The following is a 16,069-nucleotide window of genomic DNA, read 5'->3' on the forward strand; positions in this document are numbered from 1 at the left end:
CTGAAAGAAAAACACCCTGTCAGCGTACCGCTACAGGGTGGGGGTGACCATCTCATTAACCCCCATGTTTCAGCGCCTGCGTGGCTATCGCTTTCTGAAGATGCGCACGGATAGCAACGGGGTGCTCGTCGGCTTTGATGGCGTTGCCGCCCACATTGCGCGCGTGCACCAGTTCGGCCAGTGCGATCAGATTGGCCCCGGCACCTTTGCCAAATACCCGGTGCGTGAATTGCTGGGCCTGTCTGCCGCCGACCTACAAGCGATTGAACACGCCGCGATCAACAGCCTGGGGAGTGCTGTCCCATGAGTGCCGAATTGATGCGCCTGCTGGCGAATATTTTACGCGTTGGCGTGGTGGCGGAAGTGAACCCGATAACCTGGCGCGTGCGTGTCAAAAGCGGCGAACTGGTTACCGACTGGTTGCGCTGGAATACTCAACGTGCCGGTGCGTTCAAGGTCTGGATCCCGCCTGCGGTGGGGGAACAGGTCTGGTTAGGTTGTCTCGGTGGCAACCCGGAAACCGCCGTCATTATCGGCAGCCTGTACAGCGACGAGAACCCCGCGCCGGGTAGCAGTCTGCAAGAGATTGTCATTACCGCACCGGACGGTGCCCGCTTTCGCTATGACGCGGCCGCCGGTGCGCTGGAAGCCGTCGGCATGAAAACCGCGCAGGTGAGCGCCCAAACCCGTATCACCCTGGACACGCCGGAAGTGATTTGTACCAACAAGTTGACGACGGGCACGCTGGAAGTACAAAAAGGCGGGAAGATGAGCGGCAACATTGCACACAGCGGCGGCGCGTTCACCTCCAACGGCGTGCAGATTGACGACCACGATCATGGCGCCGTGCAGCACGGTGGCAGTTGGACGGAGGGCACCCGATGAGTGCGCGTTATACCGGCATGAACCCCGACGGCGTTGGCGTGCTGACGGATACCGATCAGTTATGGCATTCCGTGCGCGACATTCTGACCACGCCGCTGGCGTCTCGCGTCATGCGCCGTGAATACGGCAGTCTGGTGCCTGACTTGCTGGATGCGCCGCAGAACGCCGCAACACGACTGCAATTGATGAGCGCGTGCGTGATTGCCCTGGCGCGCTGGGAGTCGCGGATTGCGCTGAATGCGGTTGATATCCGGTTTTCACCCACGGGCGCAACAGACGTTGAACTGTCAGGTCTGATCACCGAAAGCATGCAAACCGTGCGCACCACAATGACACTCAAGGGGGTAATCAATGGCAACCGTTGACCTATCGCAACTGCCCCAACCACAGATCATTGAAACACTGGATTTTGAAGTGATCCTTCAGGAAGTGAAAGCGCTCATGATTGCGGCATTTCCGGTGGAACAGCGCGCCTCGGTGGCGGCAGCGCTTGAACTGGAATCCGAGCCGTTAAATGTGATCGCGCAGGTCATTGCCTATCGCGAAATGATGTTACGCCAGCGGATTAACGAAGGGGCCGCTGCGTGCATGCTCAGCCATGCGGTGTTCTCCGACCTGAATAATCTGGCGGTGAATCTTAACACCCAGCGCCTGACCATCACGGAGACCACAGATATCGCTGATGCGGTGATGGAAAGCGACAGCGCATTTCGTCTGCGCGCGCAGTCTGCCTTTGAAGGGCTAAGCGTGGCGGGCCCGACGGGAGCCTATGAATATTTTGCCAAGAGCGCCAGCGGCCAGGTTGCCGACGCCAAAGCGATCAGCCCGTCACCGGCCACGGTAGTGGTATCCATTCTTTCGAGTGAAGGGGATGGCAGCGCCTCACAAACGTTGCTGACGCAGGTCAACGCAGCGCTCTCTGCGGAAGATAAACGCCCGGTGGCTGACCGGCTGACGGTACAGAGCGCAGAGATCATCAGCTACGCGATTAACGCGCGGCTCTACCTTTACCCCGGTCCGGAATCGGAACCCATCACCAAGGCCGCACAGGATTCACTGCGTGACTGGATTGGTAACCAGGGCAAGATTCGGCGTGATGTGGCCCGCTCCGCGATAATGGCCACCTTGCATGTACAAGGTGTTCAGCGCGTTGAAATCATCGCGCCCGCATAGGACATGGTGATCGGTGACACTCAGGCGGCGTATTGCACGGGTTTCACCCTGTTGGAAGGGGGGACGGATGAATAACGATCTGTTGCCACCCTCTGCCAATGCCTTTATGCGCCATGCCGCAGCGACCAGCCAAATCCTGACGGAAATGGCGGTTGATCTGAATACCTTGTGGGATGGCGAGAAATGCCCGGTAGACCTGCTGCCCTTTCTGGCCTGGGCGTTGTCCGTTGACCGCTGGGATAAACGCTGGTCAGAACAAACCAAGCGCCAGGTGATTAAATCGGCCTGGTTGATACATCGCCAGAAGGGCATCATTTCCGCTCTGCGCCGTGTTGTTGAGCCGTTTAGTTACTTGCTGCGCGTGATCGAATGGTGGCAAACCGGCGGCGTGCCGGGAACTTTTCATCTTGATATCGGTGTGCAGGACAGCGGTATTACCGAGGAAACCTTTTTAGAGATTGAGCGGCTGATTGCTGACGCCAAGCCGCTTAGCCGTCACTTGCTGGGGCTCAATATCACGTTGGATACGCAAGGTGCGGCGTATGTCGCGGCCAGCGTTTACGACGGCGATGATTTGACCGTATACCCCTATTTCCCTGAAACCATCACCGTGTTTTCACCGGACTGTACCGGTGCAGGCATTCATGTGATTGATACGATGAGCATAACCGTATGAGTACAAAGTATTTTGTCCTGTTAACCAACATTGGCGCAGCCAGGCTGGCAAACGCAACAGCGCTCGGTTCGCGCCTGGATATCACGCATATGGCAGTCGGTGACGGCGGCGGCGTATTACCGACGCCAAACCCGGCACAGACCAAGCTGATTAACGAGAAACGCCGTGCGGCCATCAATAGCCTGCGTGTCGATCCCGACAACGCCAATCAGATTATTGCCGAGCAGGTGATCCCTGAGAACGAAGGTGGTTTCTGGATCCGTGAACTCGGCCTTTTTGATGCTGAAGGTAATTTGATTGCGGTTGCCAACTGCGCTGAAACCTATAAGCCACAGTTGCAGGAAGGCAGCGGACGCATTCAGACCGTGCGCATGATTTTGATTGTCTCCAGCACAGAAACGGTATCACTCAAGATTGATCCGGCGGTAGTGCTGGCAACGCGTGGCTATGTGGATAGCGCGGTAATTGAGGTGAAAGCCTATGCCGACAATGTGATGAAAGCGCATCTTGCCGCTGCTGATCCTCATACACAGTATGCCCCTAAAGCCAGCCCCGCGTTGACAGGAACGCCCACGGCACCAACGGCATCGCAGACCGTTAACAACACTCAGATTGCGACCACGGCATTTGCGAAGGCGGCTATCGCGGCGTTAGTGGCTTCATCACCGGCGGCGCTGGATACGTTGGATGAACTGGCGGCAGCGTTGGGGGATGATCCTAATTTCTCTACAACAGTACTCAACGCGATTGCTGTAAAATTGGGAAAAACAGAAACAGCGGCGTCAGCAACAAAATTGGCAACAGCAAGGAAAATTAATGGCGTTGTGTTCGATGGGACAACCGATATCAAGCTAGACCTCGGTCTTTCATTAAAAGTGCTGGCACAATTCTCCACAGAAACGTGGATACAGGTAAACCTTACTGCAATTAATGCCAATACGGTCACAATGACCATAGACGATGCATCCAGAGGGTTATATGTCGTCCCTGGTCAAACACAAGTGGTATTGTGTGAGAATGCTGCCACCAATGTTACGGTCAGCGGTGTGTCTTACACTCGGTTTAATATGTTAGGTCGGTTTGCAATACCCAGCGCGCCGACTAAAAATGCTGATGGTTCGACCACGTACACCATTACTTATCCTGGTCATGGGATAGTTGTTGGGCAACAAAAGACGGTCAGGTTAGGGTCATTTGTTTACAGAGAGCTAGGCTATACGTATCAGGGGCAAGCTAGCAACCAGGACGGTCTTGTTTACCATCATAAGATCGTACTTAATTCAGTGGCCAGTGGTATCAATGTACCGGTGATCGGCTATGCGACTCCTGGTGTTCCTGACTGGTCATCACCGGGTGTGAATAATGCGGGGGCGGTGAACGCTATTGGCTGGGATATATTCCCACGAGATAATTACGGCTCACATCTATCTGCGTTCATGTCAACGCCTAGCCTTCTGTTAGCGTCAACAAACTATGGGACTCAGCCAACAGCATCTCATAGCCCTATGGTTACTGTTATTGTTTACGACTTCGTCTGACCAAACCCATTTCAGTGGTGATTCTTTATAATCCCCAATGAAAAGCCCGCTACTTTCGGCGGGCTCTGTTTATCGAGTACAGTCATTTTATCTATGCTTCAGCACAGTTAATAAAGACTGTGCTGGCCATCAGAATAACCCTTTCACCGCGTTCACCGCGTTCACCGCATCATTAGCGCTGCTGCGTGCATTGTCCATCAAGTCACTGAATGACGAGGATTGAAGCCGCTCGCGCAAATCTTCATCGCAGCGCTGAAAACTTATCGAAAACTCTATCTTCTTCGCCTTGCCATAGCAGTCAAGTTCTGTGCGCGTTGTCTGCATGCCGGTGAGCACATACATGCCATAAATCTGCCCGGTGCCCTCAATCAGCGGCCAGGGGCGACCACTGTACGCCTGGGTATTCAGTGCGGTTAATGACATCTCACCGCCGGTAATTTCCGGGTACAGATGCCGTCCAGCGTGATTTGATCTTCTCCCGCGCCGATGTACTGCCACTTTGCCGAGCGGTTGATACACTCATTTTTAACGTGCCGCCATTGCTTTGACTGGCGTAGCTGCTGGTGTGGCAAGGTTTTCAGTTCAAACACAAAAAGCCCATAAACCATCATCATGGTGACTTTCTCCTGTTAATCCGCGTCTCTGAAACTGCCGTGCTTCATCCGGTCAAGGCGCGCCAACTCAGCGTTAAATTTTTCACTGACAATGCGCCCGATTTCGCGCGCATCCTGCCGCTCTACGCCGTGCAGATGGATATGGATTTCAGGAGGGAGCGAACCCACTGCGGAAGGTAACGCCGGGGCACGGTTGGCGGGTGAAACGGGCGGAAGTTCCGCCTGAAACACTGGTTGTGACGCCGCAACGACCACGAGGCGCGAGGTGATTGCCGCGATATCAGCGTTAGGTTGCATTGCCAGCGTGCTGGGTTTGGCACCGGTTTTTGCCGTTGGCAGGCTGGCAAGTCGCGATTCCTGCCACTCACCCCGCACTGCCAGTGCGCGCGGCAGGTTTTTAAAGATGATATCGCCGGGGCCAATCTTCTTCGTGTTGTCGGCTGTTGTTTTGGTGTTGCTGTCAATATTCTGCAACCGGCGCATTGTGCCTTAATCACCGCTTAGCGGCAGTTTGTATCCGGGGGGGGGGACTGTGGGCCAACAAACGGATTATTCCCGTTATCACTTTTTTTAGTGGTAACTGAGGCAACAAACCCCTGAAGAAAGGCGGCTTTATCATTGAGAAGTGCCAATTGCTGGACTTCTTCTATTTTTTTGCGGGCTTTCTCGGCCTCATCAGGCAATACGCCAAGTTTTTCAAGTATCCATGCTAACGTATCAAGTAGCATTTTTGCCGGAGTAAGCACAAGTTCCAGCGCGCCTCCAAGGACTTTACCAAAGACTTCGCCCGCACTAGCGCACTTATCCAGTGTTTCTTTACTGGATTCCATCGGGATCAGTAAGTTCCTGAACCAGTTCACTACGTTGCTGATAGCCGTTCCTATTGCATCAAAGATAGGACTGAACTGCGAGAAGGTTTGTGAAAAGGCGTCACGTAGTGGGGCTAGCCTTTCCATAATTCCGCTAAACATGCCACTGAAAAAGGCTTTGATCGGCTCCCAGTTACGCCAGATAAGCACACCGACACCGACGAACGCGGCACCAATCAGCCCTATTGGGCTTAACAGCGCCGACAGCGCACCACCCAGCAGGGACACCGCACCGGTGATAATGCCCCATATCGCAGGCAAGCCCGTTAACCGTAACAACAGGCCGCCAATGCCTTTACCCAGCGACGCCAACGCTGAAAGCGGGGGAGGTGAACACGAAAAACAGCATGCCGCGCACAGGTGCCAGCAGCGCAGGCAACCGGGTAAATCCGCCTGATAGCGATTTCATTATCTGCGACCAACCGCCAACGCGTGCCATTGAACCGCCCGCGACACCACCCAGCGTTTGAAGTTTGAAACATCGTGATCGCGCCGCCAATACCGCGCCCACCGGTCAATAACGTAAAACCTAATTGCAGTTTTGCCAGCGGGCCCAGCAACAAACCCGCAGCCAGCGAGGTGGCACCAATGGCCGCCGTCAGGGCTAAAGCGCTTCCCCCCACAATCATCAGTGTTCTGGCTAGTTCAGGATTAGCCTGTACCCATCCACGCAACTGATTTACCCATTGTGTCGCAGTTTGCGTTAGGCCACGCAATCCGACCGTGATCCCGTTGAATACATCCGCTCGCAAACCGGATAGCGAACCAACCAATTTATCAAGATCACCTTGCAGGGTGTTCCTGAGCGTATTGCCCATTTGGTCAGCTTTGCCTTGCACGTCGCCAAGACGATCGGACGTGTTCGCCAGTGCAGATAGAAAAGCAGGGATTTGATCAACGGATAAATTTTCTATTGGGGTGCCGAACAGACTGATTGCTGCATTTGCCCGTTCTGCTGGATCACGAATAGCCAGTAACCCCCTGGCGGTTTTCTGCATGGCCGCTCGCGCGGGTACGCCCCCGCGGGCTATGGCGGATGACATGGCATCTGCAGTGAGCCCGATTTGCTTGTAAGCCTCAATGCTCTTTTTCGACATGTCGGAGCCGCGAATACTGAACTCTTTGATCGCATCTCCGGTTTTATCTAGGGCAAATTTCCCCTGCTGCGACATGTCAACCAGCAGTGACATGGCTTCCCGGCCAGTGAAGCCCATATTGCGGAAATGAGTAGAATATTCATGTAGAATTTCCGGCAACTCGCCGCGCATGCTAGCACTCATTTTTTGCATGCCTGCCGTCATCAGATCGAATGCTTCATCACTACTGTTGGCGAGTTTATTTTTCATCAGGATTGCGGCGGTCTGGATCCCTTCTGCAAGGTCAGTCTTAAAGACTTTCTGCATATCCAGTGTCTTGCGCGTGATGCGCGACAGTTCGCTATCACCCACATCACCAAGGGATCCTAGTGCGCTACGTACGACAGACAGCGCCTCGGACGCCGCTTCTAGGTTATGGCTGACCCCACTACTGTTGATATCCTGAATGAGGCGGGTATAGCGCCCACCGTCGGCAGCATTCTCGCCACTCTGCGCAGCAATTACTGCACCGCTCCCCTCTGCTTGTACCTGCGGGGTTAGCATCCGTGTACCAACGTACATCCCAGCAGTTGCGGTGGCCATGGCAACTACCCCACCATTACGCATCTTTTGGGCGGTCTGCTGCATGCGGTCATACTGTGCGCGAGCCTGCGTTACAGCGGCTAGTTGTCGCCGCTCTCGCTCTAACGTTTGGTTGTATTGTTCAGTGCGCCGGATGGCACTTTGAATCGTGGCCGTGCTTCCTGTCAGTGATACGCCGTGACCGCGCAATGCCTGTGCGCTGGCGCGCAGTTTGACCATTTCCTGATCACGTGTCGCGTTAAGGCGTTCCATTTTTGCCGCCAGGGCAGCCATGTGTTCGCGCTGTTTGTCCGTCAGCACGGTGCCATTGCGCTGGGCCTTGTTGAGTCCTTCCAGAGAACGGCCTGCCTCGTCAATCTGATGCGAGGTTTTTTGCACGCTATCGCGCAGGCGGTTAAAGGTTTTTGACTGCTTATCCAGATCGTTAATCGCGGTCTGAGTTTTTTTGAGGGATTCAGTCAGACCGCCCGCACTCTGGCGGGCGGCATTGACCGGGCGGGTTAGGCGGTCTACCGCGCTGAACGCAACGCGGATATCAAGGCTTTTCATCGTCACTGGCTCCACTGCGGATAGCCGCCCGCTCGCGCTAGGCTATCACCTCGCCCAGATCCATGCTGAAGAGTTCAGAGGGCGGCCAGTTAAAAACAACGGCAATATCGGCGACCAGATCGTCTGATCTGGTCAAACAGCAACAGCGTTATGCTGTCTCCGTCTCCACCTCGTTCAATTCGCCAGGCTCCACAGGTGCCAAAAAAGGCGTTAACGCCTCCGCGAGTCGGACAAAATCGCGGGTATCCATGGCGTTGATTTCTGCCAGTTTCAGTTTGGGAGACGTGACACGGGTTAACAACGTGGTGACTGAATTCGCATCCATATTCAGCACGTTAACCAGACGCAAAACACGCAGTGAACCGGCCTGTTTGATCTCGTCGGTAATGGCGACGCGGGTGATTTTATCGGCATCCCGTACAATCGGGGTGATCAGCGTTAAGACGTTATCGTTTTTCTTACTCATCGTTATGTTCTCCAGACGGCCAGAGTGACCGCCATCAGTGCAGTTAATTAGCTACCGAGACCCAGCGCAGAGGTAATGCGATCCGGGTAAATGTTTTTGCCGTCTTTCTTGTAGATGAAGTTCAGCAAATCAATTTCGATAATCGGTTGATCGTCAATCGATAGTTTGTAGTAGGTGTTCTTCAGCGCATAGGTGACAGAAGTGTCATCACCTTGTTTGGCTTCTCCGCTGTCAATTTCAATAACACGCCCGCGCATTTCCACTTCCGCTAACAGGCTTTCACCGTCGGTGTAATATTCACCGGCAAAACGCAAACGGGTTTCATCAATACCGCCGCCGTATTCCTGCAACAGCGTCTTGACCATGCCACCGACCACCATTGACGCATCCAGCGCGCCACCATCCAGACCGAGATCGACGGCCGTCGATCCAATCATGCCACCGCCGTGAAAATCTTTCGTCTTGCGGGTTAGTTTGGGCAACGTGACAGAAGTCACTTTACCGATTTGGTTATTGCCGTTCACAAAGGTGGTGAACAGGCGCAATTTATGCGGGATTGCCATTATTCACCTCCCAACGATGCAAACGCGGATTCAAAGTATTCATCCGTGAAGGTTTGGTACAGCGTCAGATCTTCCAGCGGCGGTACGGGCGTGTATTTGTAGCGCACACGCACTTGCCCCTGGCGTAACCCTGGCGTTGGGTTGTCCACAATGTCAAACCAGCAATCCGCGCCGATCAGTTGCCCTTTCGTCACCAATGAACTGAGTTTGCCTGAAATGCCGCTGACCACGTCTTTTACGTTGGCCGGGGTAAGCGGTTCATCCACGCTTTCAAATTGCGCCTCGGCAATATTGTCAGCGATAATTTGCGCCGTACGGGTATACACCTCAAAGATGTATTCACTGGTTTCCGTGGTGCGGTTGCCCCAAAAACGAAAACCATTGCGTTTGATCAGCGTGGTAACCTCTTTGCTGTTCAGCGCGTTGGCGTCGCTATCTTCTGCCTGCAATGACCAGAACACATAACGGGAAATGCTCAGCACATTATTCACCGGCACATTGGACTGTGACTTGTGCCAGCCCTGATCGTTATCGATGGCCGTACGTAAACCACAGGCATACGCCGGGGCCGGGAAGGTTTCATTTTCACCGGTCAACGAGTTATAGGCGATAAAGTCCGGCCAGATCAGCATTAACTCGCGATAGGCAAATTTCCCACGATAGGCGATGGCCTCCGCCATTGTGGTGCAGTCATGGCACCCGGCATAAACGAATGCCCGCAGGTTCTGAGCAATACCGCACAGTGCGGCGGTCACTTCCTCAGAATCATAGCCAGGAACGGCCAGCACGCGCGGGCGATAGTCAACTTTTGCCTCTGCTGTCAGCAAGGCATACATGCCGGTATAGCTGCCGTCAGCCAGCGTGCCGCCGATAATCAACTGCGATTGTGTCTTTTCGCCGTCTTCCGTTGCTGCTGCGACACGCACCACAATGACTTTGGGGCTGGTCTGGTCAGAAATGGCTTTCAGCGTTTTGTACAGGGAGCCGGTTTTACCCGCCTTGCCAAGTACACTGTTAACCCGTGTCAGTAGCACGGGAGTATTCAGGGGAAAGGTATCCGGGTCTGCATCATCCGCCACACACACTACGCCAATTACACTGGAATCAATGTCATTGATCGCGGTAACGAGGTCGGTATTTTCGCGAACGCGGGCACCGTGGAAACGTGTCTCTGACATGTTAACCACCATTACGTTATTGAGTTCGCGGTGATAATCCCTCATGTCAGACCGCGACTCACGCCGTTTGCGGTCTGACAAACACGCGACAACAAAAAGCCATTTTTCCCCGCTCGAGCGCGTGAAATCATGCGACAAAACACGGGGGCGATATGGCACTTTCAGGATTGGCAGACACGTTGAGCAGTAAGGTCACGAATTACAACAACACGCTGACCGATGCGGTAAAAGTCCCGGCGTTTAACGTAACGCTGGGCGGGAAATCGCTTAAAGAGCTAAGCGATCGTTTAATGTCTCTTTCACTTACCGATAATCGCGGGTTTGATGCTGACCAGTTGACGATCTCACTGGATGACACCGATGGTCTGATCGGTCTGCCCTCGCGCGGCGCAGAGATCGCGCTGTCTATTGGCTGGCTGGGTGAACCGTTGATTTACAAGGGTCTGTATACCGTTGATGAGATCGCCCATGAGGGCCCGCCGGATGTACTCAACATCACGGCACGCAGCGCTGATTTTCGTGATGAATTTAACGTTAAGCGTGAGGTGTCCTGGCACGATGTGACCGTTGAGCGTGTGGTGTCTGCTATCGCGCACCGCTACGGGCTGAAAGCGCAAATCAGCGACATGCTGATGAATATCGAGATTGACCACGCCGACCAGACACAAGAAAGCGATATGTCGTTTTTAACCCGAATGGCAGAAATGCTGGGCGCGATTGCCACGGTTAAAAACGGGGCATTGCTATTTATCCTGCCCGGTGGCGGAGTAACGGCATCCGGCAAGGCGTTACCATCAGTCAGTATTACCCGCAACAGCGGTGACGGGCACCGCTTCCGTATTGCTGATCGTGATGCTTACACTGGTGTGCGCGCCTACTGGCTGAATCTCAACTTTGGCAAAAAAAAGAAAGTCAGCGTAAAACAACGCAGAACCAAGGCCAAACAAAAAAAGGAGAAAAGCAGCAGCCGTGAGGGCGAATACATGGAGGGGGCCGACGGCAACGTGTATGTGTTGCGTAAAACCTACCAAAATGAAACCACCGCCAAACGCGCAGCGGCAGCAAAATGGCAACAGCTTCAACGAGGTGCCGCCGAGTTCTCTATCACCCTGGCGCGTGGCCGCGCTGATTTGTACCCGGAAATGCACGTTACCGTCACCGGCTTTAAAACAGAGATAGATAATCAGGAATGAATTATTTCACGCGCGGAACATGTGATTGACAGCAGTGGCTTTACCACGCGTTTGGAGCTGGAAGCGAAAATATCTGACTGGATTGCAGAAAGTGAATAGAATAACCGTGAGTTCAACTCCCGCAGGGGGGATCATTATGTTCACTTGTCCATTTTGCGGCGCAGTAGCCCATACCAGTCGCCGCTGTTGCGAAATGACTATCCGGCAGTATCATCAGTGTCAAAATCTGGAATGTAGCGAAACCTTTACCACGCTTAACACCGTAGAGCGCCAGGTGTCAAAGCGTGCGCGAGAGGAACCCTTGCCGCCTGACTTTATCCCGCAAGATGCTTTTCCGGCGTCGCACTATGGGCGGGATCAGTTGAATTTAGCTTTGTAATAAAATGTGTATAAGAATTTTCTGTGTTTATTATAAAATCCCAAAGCAACTAAAAATTTATAGAAGTTAATATGTCTGACATGGTTTTTTGTCGGGGATGTGGTAAGGAGATTCATAGCACGGCGAAAGCTTGTCCACAATGTGGTGCGGCTCAAAGTGCCGTAGGTACAAAAAGCCGCATTTCTGCGGCTTTGTTTGCTGCTTTCCTCGGCGGCTTTGGTGCTCATAAGTTCTATCTAGGAAAGATAGGGCAAGGATTCTTGTACCTTATCTTTAGCTGGACTTTGATTCCATCAATTATCGCCTTCATTGAGTTCATTATTTACCTTTGTAACTCTGATGAAGAGTTTGCAAGGAAGTATGGCTGAATCATATGGGGTTACCACAGAGAATGAAGCCGCGATAGTTCGCGGCTTTTTTGTCGATGTGGTCAATGTGTGGACATTGTAAGAAATAAATCATTATTTTTCATATATATATGAATATATTGCACACCATCCCTGTCTTTTGCCCGTCATGATGACGGGCTTTTTTTTGGCTGTTTTTTAGGAAAAGGCTTTCAAAAACAGTGGGGTGTTAGGGAACGAAACGCCAGATAAAACCAGTAAATTCATCCCTATGCTCAGTGATTACACCTGAGTTGATACCTAAAATCGGCGCTGTTCTTCGATTAACTGCCTAAAAAAAGTACCACAGCCCGCCTCGATTCAGCGTAAAATGTGATCTGCTTTGCAGATTTTGGTCAGTGCAGGCACTGCCTTTGGTGTAGCCCGGCCATTTTTCTGTTCGCGTGCAGCGTTCGATGCCTCTCCCAGCGGCGCGACGCGCTGCCGATTTTCTTTCTACGTTGTTGATATCTGCCAGTGTGCAGCCCATGACCCTTTCATCCCGTTCGATAGCATGGTTTCGTGTTATCAGCCTCGCTATGGCGGCCTTCATTTTTAATACCGCTGAATTTACGCCCGTTGCCTTGTTGTCCTATATTGCCGTCAGTTTTTCGATGAGTGCCGCACAGGTAGGGTTGATTATCACGATTTATGCCTGGGTGGTGGGCACCATGTTGTTGCCCTTTATGCTGGCATGCAGTGATATGGAACGGCGGGGACTGCTGATCAAAGTGTTTATCCTGTTCGCCGTGTGCAACATCATTTCCGGTTTGGCCTGGAATTTCTGGGTGCTGGTGTCGGCGCGTATCGGTGTGGCGCTGGCGCATGCCATTTTCTGGTCAATCACAGCCTCGTTGGCGGTGCGTTTGGCACCTCCGGGCAAAAAAGCGCAGACGCTGAGCCTGTTGGCAACCGGCACCGCGCTGGCAATGATACTGGGCCTGCCGCTCGGTCGTCTGATCGGGCAGTACATGGGATGGCGCGTCACCTTCAGCGGTATTGGCGTGGTAGCTTTTGAGATTCTGCTGGTGTTGATGAAACTGTTGCCTCCGATGCCCAGCAGCCATTCTGGCTCTCTGAAAAGCCTGCCATTGCTGCTCAAGCGCCCGGCGTTGCTGTGTATTTATGCATTGACGGTGCTGGTGGTGACGGCCCATTTTACCGCTTACAGCTATATCGAACCTTTCGTGCAGCGGTTCGCCGGATTAAGCGAAAATTTCACCACCGTATTGCTGCTGATTTTTGGCGGTGCCGGTATCATCGGCAGCATGCTTTTCAGCCGCTACAGCAACCGCTATCCAGCGGGCTTTCTGGTGGCGAGCATCGCGGCATTGCCGTTGTGCATGGCGCTGTTGCTGCCAATGGCCAATAACCCATTGGGATTGTCCATCGTCTGTGTGCTGTGGGGCATCGTTATCATGGCGCTGAGCCTTGGCATGCAGGTAAAAGTCCTGACGCTGGCTTCTGATGCCACGGATGTTGCCATGGCATTGTTCTCCGGCATCTATAATGTGGGTATCGGCGGTGGTGCGCTGTTGGGCAACCAGATCATCACGCATGTCGGCATGAACGAGATTGGTTTTGTGGGGGCTTCACTGGGCGGCATTGCGCTGCTGTGGTGCCTGTTCATTTTTCGGCGCTATGCGCTCGTGTTTAGCCATGCTGTCATGAAGTAATGTCATGATTGAATAACATGCTTTGTTGAGGCGAGGTGCGTGATGGATTTGCAGTATGCGCATTGGGTAACGCGCGCCGCACTGGTTGCGACAACCGTGGCGCTGCTGTTATTTATCATTAAAGCCTTCGCCTGGTGGTACACCGGTTCGGTCAGTTTATTGGCCTCGTTGGTGGATTCACTGGTGGATATCAGCGCGTCACTGGTGAACCTGCTGGCCGTGCGTTATGCGCTCCAACCCGCTGACGATGAGCATGCTTTTGGTCATGGCAAAGCAGAGTCACTGGCCGCCATTGCGCAGGGCATGTTCATTGCCGGCTCCGCGCTGTTCCTGATCCTCACCGGGTTCCAACGGCTAAGTGCGCCGCAACCGCTGTACGCACCAGAAGTGGGGATTGTCATCACCGTGATTGCCTTGGTGGCAACGCTGCTGCTGGTGACTTTTCAACGCTGGGTGGTACGCAAGACCCAGAGTCAGGCGATACGCGCCGATTCATTGCATTACCTGTCTGATGTGTTTATGAACGGCGCCATTCTGGTGGCGCTGGTATTAAGCTGGCGCGGTATCACCTACGCTGATGCCCTGTTTGCGTTGGGGATTGAGGTTTATATTCTCTATAGCGCCCTGCGCATCGGCTATGACGCGGTGCAATCGCTGCTGGATCGCGCGCTGCCAGAAGAAGAGCTGCAGGCCATTGTTGCGCTGATTCGTGGCTGGCCGGGTATTCATGGCGCACATCAACTGCGCACCCGGCGCTCAGGGCCGACCCGTTTTATTCAACTGCATCTGGAAATGGATGATTCGCTGCCGCTGGTTCGGGCACATGAGGTTGCGGACAGTTTGGAGCAGGCGCTGCGTCAGCGTTTTCCCGGTGCCGATATTCTTATCCATCAAGACCCGTCCTCTGCCGTACCGGAAGAACAGCGCGGGCGCATCGAGGTGTGATCCAGCCTGTATTTGTTTGAGAAATGTGATAGAAAATGGATTGTGCGGCATTATTTTGCCTGACCTGAATCAATTCAGCTCAGGACATTTGTTATAATATGCCTAAAAAGGTGAGCGATGGTTCGCCACGGCGGCCCGTCCGATAGAAACATCCTGCAAAACTACATCTACAAGTCCAGAGGTTGTCATGATCAAGAAAATCGGAGTATTGACGAGCGGTGGCGATGCTCCAGGCATGAATGCGGCGATTCGCGGCGTAGTACGCGCGGCGCTGACGGAAGGTTTGGAAGTCTACGGTATCTATGATGGCTATCAGGGCTTGTACCAGGATCGCATGGAGCAGTTGGACCGCTACAGCGTGTCTGATGTTATCAATCGCGGCGGCACCTTTTTAGGCTCTGCGCGTTTCCCCGAGTTTCGCGACGATCACGTACGTGAAGTCGCGGTACAGAACATGAAAAACCGTGGTCTGGATGCCTTGGTGGTTATCGGCGGTGACGGTTCTTACATGGGTGCCAAGCGCCTGACTGAAATGGACTTCCCGTGTATTGGCCTGCCGGGCACCATCGATAACGATGTGGCAGGCACCGACTACACCATTGGGTATTTCACCGCACTGGAAACCGTACTGGAAGCTATTGACCGCTTACGCGATACCTCTTCTTCTCACCAACGTATTTTCATCGTGGAAGTGATGGGACGCCACTGCGGCGATTTGACGCTGGCCGCGGCGATTGCCGGGGGCTGCGAATTTATTGTGCTACCGGAAGAAAAGTTTAAACTAGAAGATCTGGTGTGTGAAATCAAAGAAGGCATCGCCAAAGGGAAAAAACACGCCATTGTCGCCATTACTGAGCACATCTGCGATATCGACGAACTGGCACGCTATATTGAAAGAGAAACCGGGCGTGAAACGCGTTCTACGGTGTTGGGCCACATTCAGCGCGGTGGCTCCCCGGTAGCTTATGACCGTATTTTGGCGTCGCGTATGGGCGCGTACTCCATTGAACTGCTGCTGCAAGGCTACGGCGGTCGCTGCGTCGGCATTCAGAACGAAAAAATGGTGCACCACGATATCATCGATGTCATTGAGAACATGAAACGGCCCTTCAAGCGTGATTGGCTGGAGACGGCGAGAAAGCTGTTCTAAATCTGGTGTCTGTATTCTTTCGCAATAAAAGCCATTCCGCCGTATGACCACAGGGTGGTTTTTTTTCTTGATGTGGCAGTCTGTCGGGAGCGTGTCAGGTCGCTGTCGTGTTCGCGACAGCTGAGCGGGCGTAGGTTGAGGCTGTGTTTT

Annotated in this window: 16 protein-coding genes and 4 pseudogenes; 12 read left to right on the forward strand and 8 right to left on the reverse strand. The window is 53.4% G+C overall.

Annotated features, from left to right (window positions below; all coding sequences use genetic code 11):
• Positions 1-16 precede the first annotated feature (16 nt).
• From CS369_RS12845 to CS369_RS12870, 6 genes and pseudogenes are all read left to right on the forward strand, one after another.
• Positions 17-307 carry a phage virion morphogenesis protein gene (locus CS369_RS12845; protein ID WP_196907446.1) on the forward strand — a complete coding sequence of 97 codons (291 nt, stop codon included), beginning with the start codon at positions 17-19 and terminating at the stop codon, positions 305-307.
• Entirely contained in the window at positions 304-885 is a 582-nt protein-coding gene (locus CS369_RS12850; RefSeq protein WP_196907403.1) for a phage baseplate assembly protein V, read from the forward strand. Before CS369_RS12845 ends, CS369_RS12850 begins: the two co-directional genes overlap by 4 nt.
• A complete protein-coding gene (locus CS369_RS12855; protein ID WP_196907404.1) occupies positions 882-1,250 on the forward strand; it encodes a GPW/gp25 family protein in 369 nt (122 codons plus the stop codon). Before CS369_RS12850 ends, CS369_RS12855 begins: the two co-directional genes overlap by 4 nt.
• A pseudogene (locus CS369_RS12860) lies at positions 1,237-2,133 on the forward strand (baseplate J/gp47 family protein). Before CS369_RS12855 ends, CS369_RS12860 begins: the two are co-directional and overlap by 14 nt.
• A complete protein-coding gene (locus CS369_RS12865) occupies positions 2,126-2,734 on the forward strand; it encodes a phage tail protein I (RefSeq protein ID WP_196907405.1) in 609 nt (202 codons plus the stop codon). The pseudogene CS369_RS12860 and the gene CS369_RS12865 overlap by 8 nt, the downstream one beginning before the upstream one ends.
• Entirely contained in the window at positions 2,731-4,272 is a 1,542-nt protein-coding gene (locus CS369_RS12870) for a phage tail protein (protein WP_196907406.1), read from the forward strand. Before CS369_RS12865 ends, CS369_RS12870 begins: the two co-directional genes overlap by 4 nt.
• 129 nt (positions 4,273-4,401) lie before the next feature.
• Here the strand turns inward: CS369_RS12870 and CS369_RS12875 are convergent.
• The 8 genes and pseudogenes from CS369_RS12875 to CS369_RS12900 all read right to left on the reverse strand — a co-directional run bounded on the left by CS369_RS12875 (position 4,402) and on the right by CS369_RS12900 (position 10,190).
• Positions 4,402-4,886 (reverse strand): annotated as a pseudogene (locus CS369_RS12875) (phage tail protein).
• Positions 4,887-4,901: 15 nt separating this feature from the next.
• Positions 4,902-5,369 (reverse strand): hypothetical protein, encoded by a 468-nt coding sequence (locus CS369_RS25220; RefSeq protein ID WP_374191063.1) that lies wholly within the window; start codon positions 5,367-5,369, stop codon positions 4,902-4,904.
• Positions 5,370-5,386: 17 nt separating this feature from the next.
• Positions 5,387-6,067, reverse strand: coding sequence for a hypothetical protein (locus tag CS369_RS25225; protein WP_374191064.1), 681 nt, complete (start codon positions 6,065-6,067; stop codon positions 5,387-5,389).
• Positions 6,022-7,983 carry a phage tail tape measure protein gene (locus tag CS369_RS23670; protein ID WP_244664982.1) on the reverse strand — a complete coding sequence of 654 codons (1,962 nt, stop codon included), beginning with the start codon at positions 7,981-7,983 and terminating at the stop codon, positions 6,022-6,024. Before CS369_RS23670 ends, CS369_RS25225 begins: the two co-directional genes overlap by 46 nt.
• Positions 7,984-8,023: 40 nt before the next feature.
• Positions 8,024-8,119: pseudogene (locus CS369_RS12885) on the reverse strand (GpE family phage tail protein); the annotation flags it as partial.
• A gap of 12 nt (positions 8,120-8,131) precedes the next feature.
• Entirely contained in the window at positions 8,132-8,449 is a 318-nt protein-coding gene (locus tag CS369_RS12890) for a phage tail assembly protein (protein WP_196907408.1), read from the reverse strand.
• Between the two features lie 47 nt (positions 8,450-8,496).
• The gene (locus CS369_RS12895) at positions 8,497-9,012 is read right to left on the reverse strand and encodes a phage major tail tube protein (protein WP_196907409.1); all 516 of its coding nucleotides are present in this window, start codon (positions 9,010-9,012) and stop codon (positions 8,497-8,499) included.
• Positions 9,012-10,190 (reverse strand): phage tail sheath family protein, encoded by a 1,179-nt coding sequence (locus tag CS369_RS12900; RefSeq protein ID WP_196907410.1) that lies wholly within the window; start codon positions 10,188-10,190, stop codon positions 9,012-9,014. The genes CS369_RS12895 and CS369_RS12900 overlap by 1 nt, the downstream gene beginning before the upstream one ends.
• 152 nt (positions 10,191-10,342) lie before the next feature.
• Here CS369_RS12900 and CS369_RS12905 point away from each other — a divergent pair.
• The 6 genes and pseudogenes from CS369_RS12905 (at position 10,343) to pfkA (ending at position 15,919) form a co-directional block, all read left to right on the forward strand.
• Positions 10,343-11,482, forward strand: a pseudogene (locus CS369_RS12905) (phage late control D family protein).
• Positions 11,483-11,519: 37 nt separating this feature from the next.
• A complete protein-coding gene (locus CS369_RS12910) occupies positions 11,520-11,762 on the forward strand; it encodes an ogr/Delta-like zinc finger family protein (protein WP_196907411.1) in 243 nt (80 codons plus the stop codon).
• 71 nt (positions 11,763-11,833) lie between these two features.
• Positions 11,834-12,130, forward strand: coding sequence for a TM2 domain-containing protein (locus CS369_RS12915; protein ID WP_196907412.1), 297 nt, complete (start codon positions 11,834-11,836; stop codon positions 12,128-12,130).
• 506 nt (positions 12,131-12,636) lie between these two features.
• Positions 12,637-13,824, forward strand: a complete 1,188-nt coding sequence (locus CS369_RS12920) for a sugar transporter (RefSeq protein ID WP_196907447.1) — start codon at positions 12,637-12,639, stop codon at positions 13,822-13,824.
• Positions 13,825-13,866: 42 nt separating this feature from the next.
• Complete coding sequence (gene fieF, locus CS369_RS12925; protein ID WP_196907448.1) at positions 13,867-14,769, forward strand: CDF family cation-efflux transporter FieF; 903 nt, start codon at positions 13,867-13,869, stop codon at positions 14,767-14,769.
• Between the two features lie 187 nt (positions 14,770-14,956).
• Positions 14,957-15,919 (forward strand): 6-phosphofructokinase, encoded by a 963-nt coding sequence (gene pfkA / locus CS369_RS12930; RefSeq protein ID WP_196907413.1) that lies wholly within the window; start codon positions 14,957-14,959, stop codon positions 15,917-15,919.
• The last annotated feature ends 150 nt before the right edge of the window (positions 15,920-16,069 follow it).

It is taken from the genome of Candidatus Symbiopectobacterium sp. 'North America' (genome assembly GCF_015762685.1).
Classification (GTDB): Bacteria; Pseudomonadota; Gammaproteobacteria; order Enterobacterales; family Enterobacteriaceae; genus Symbiopectobacterium.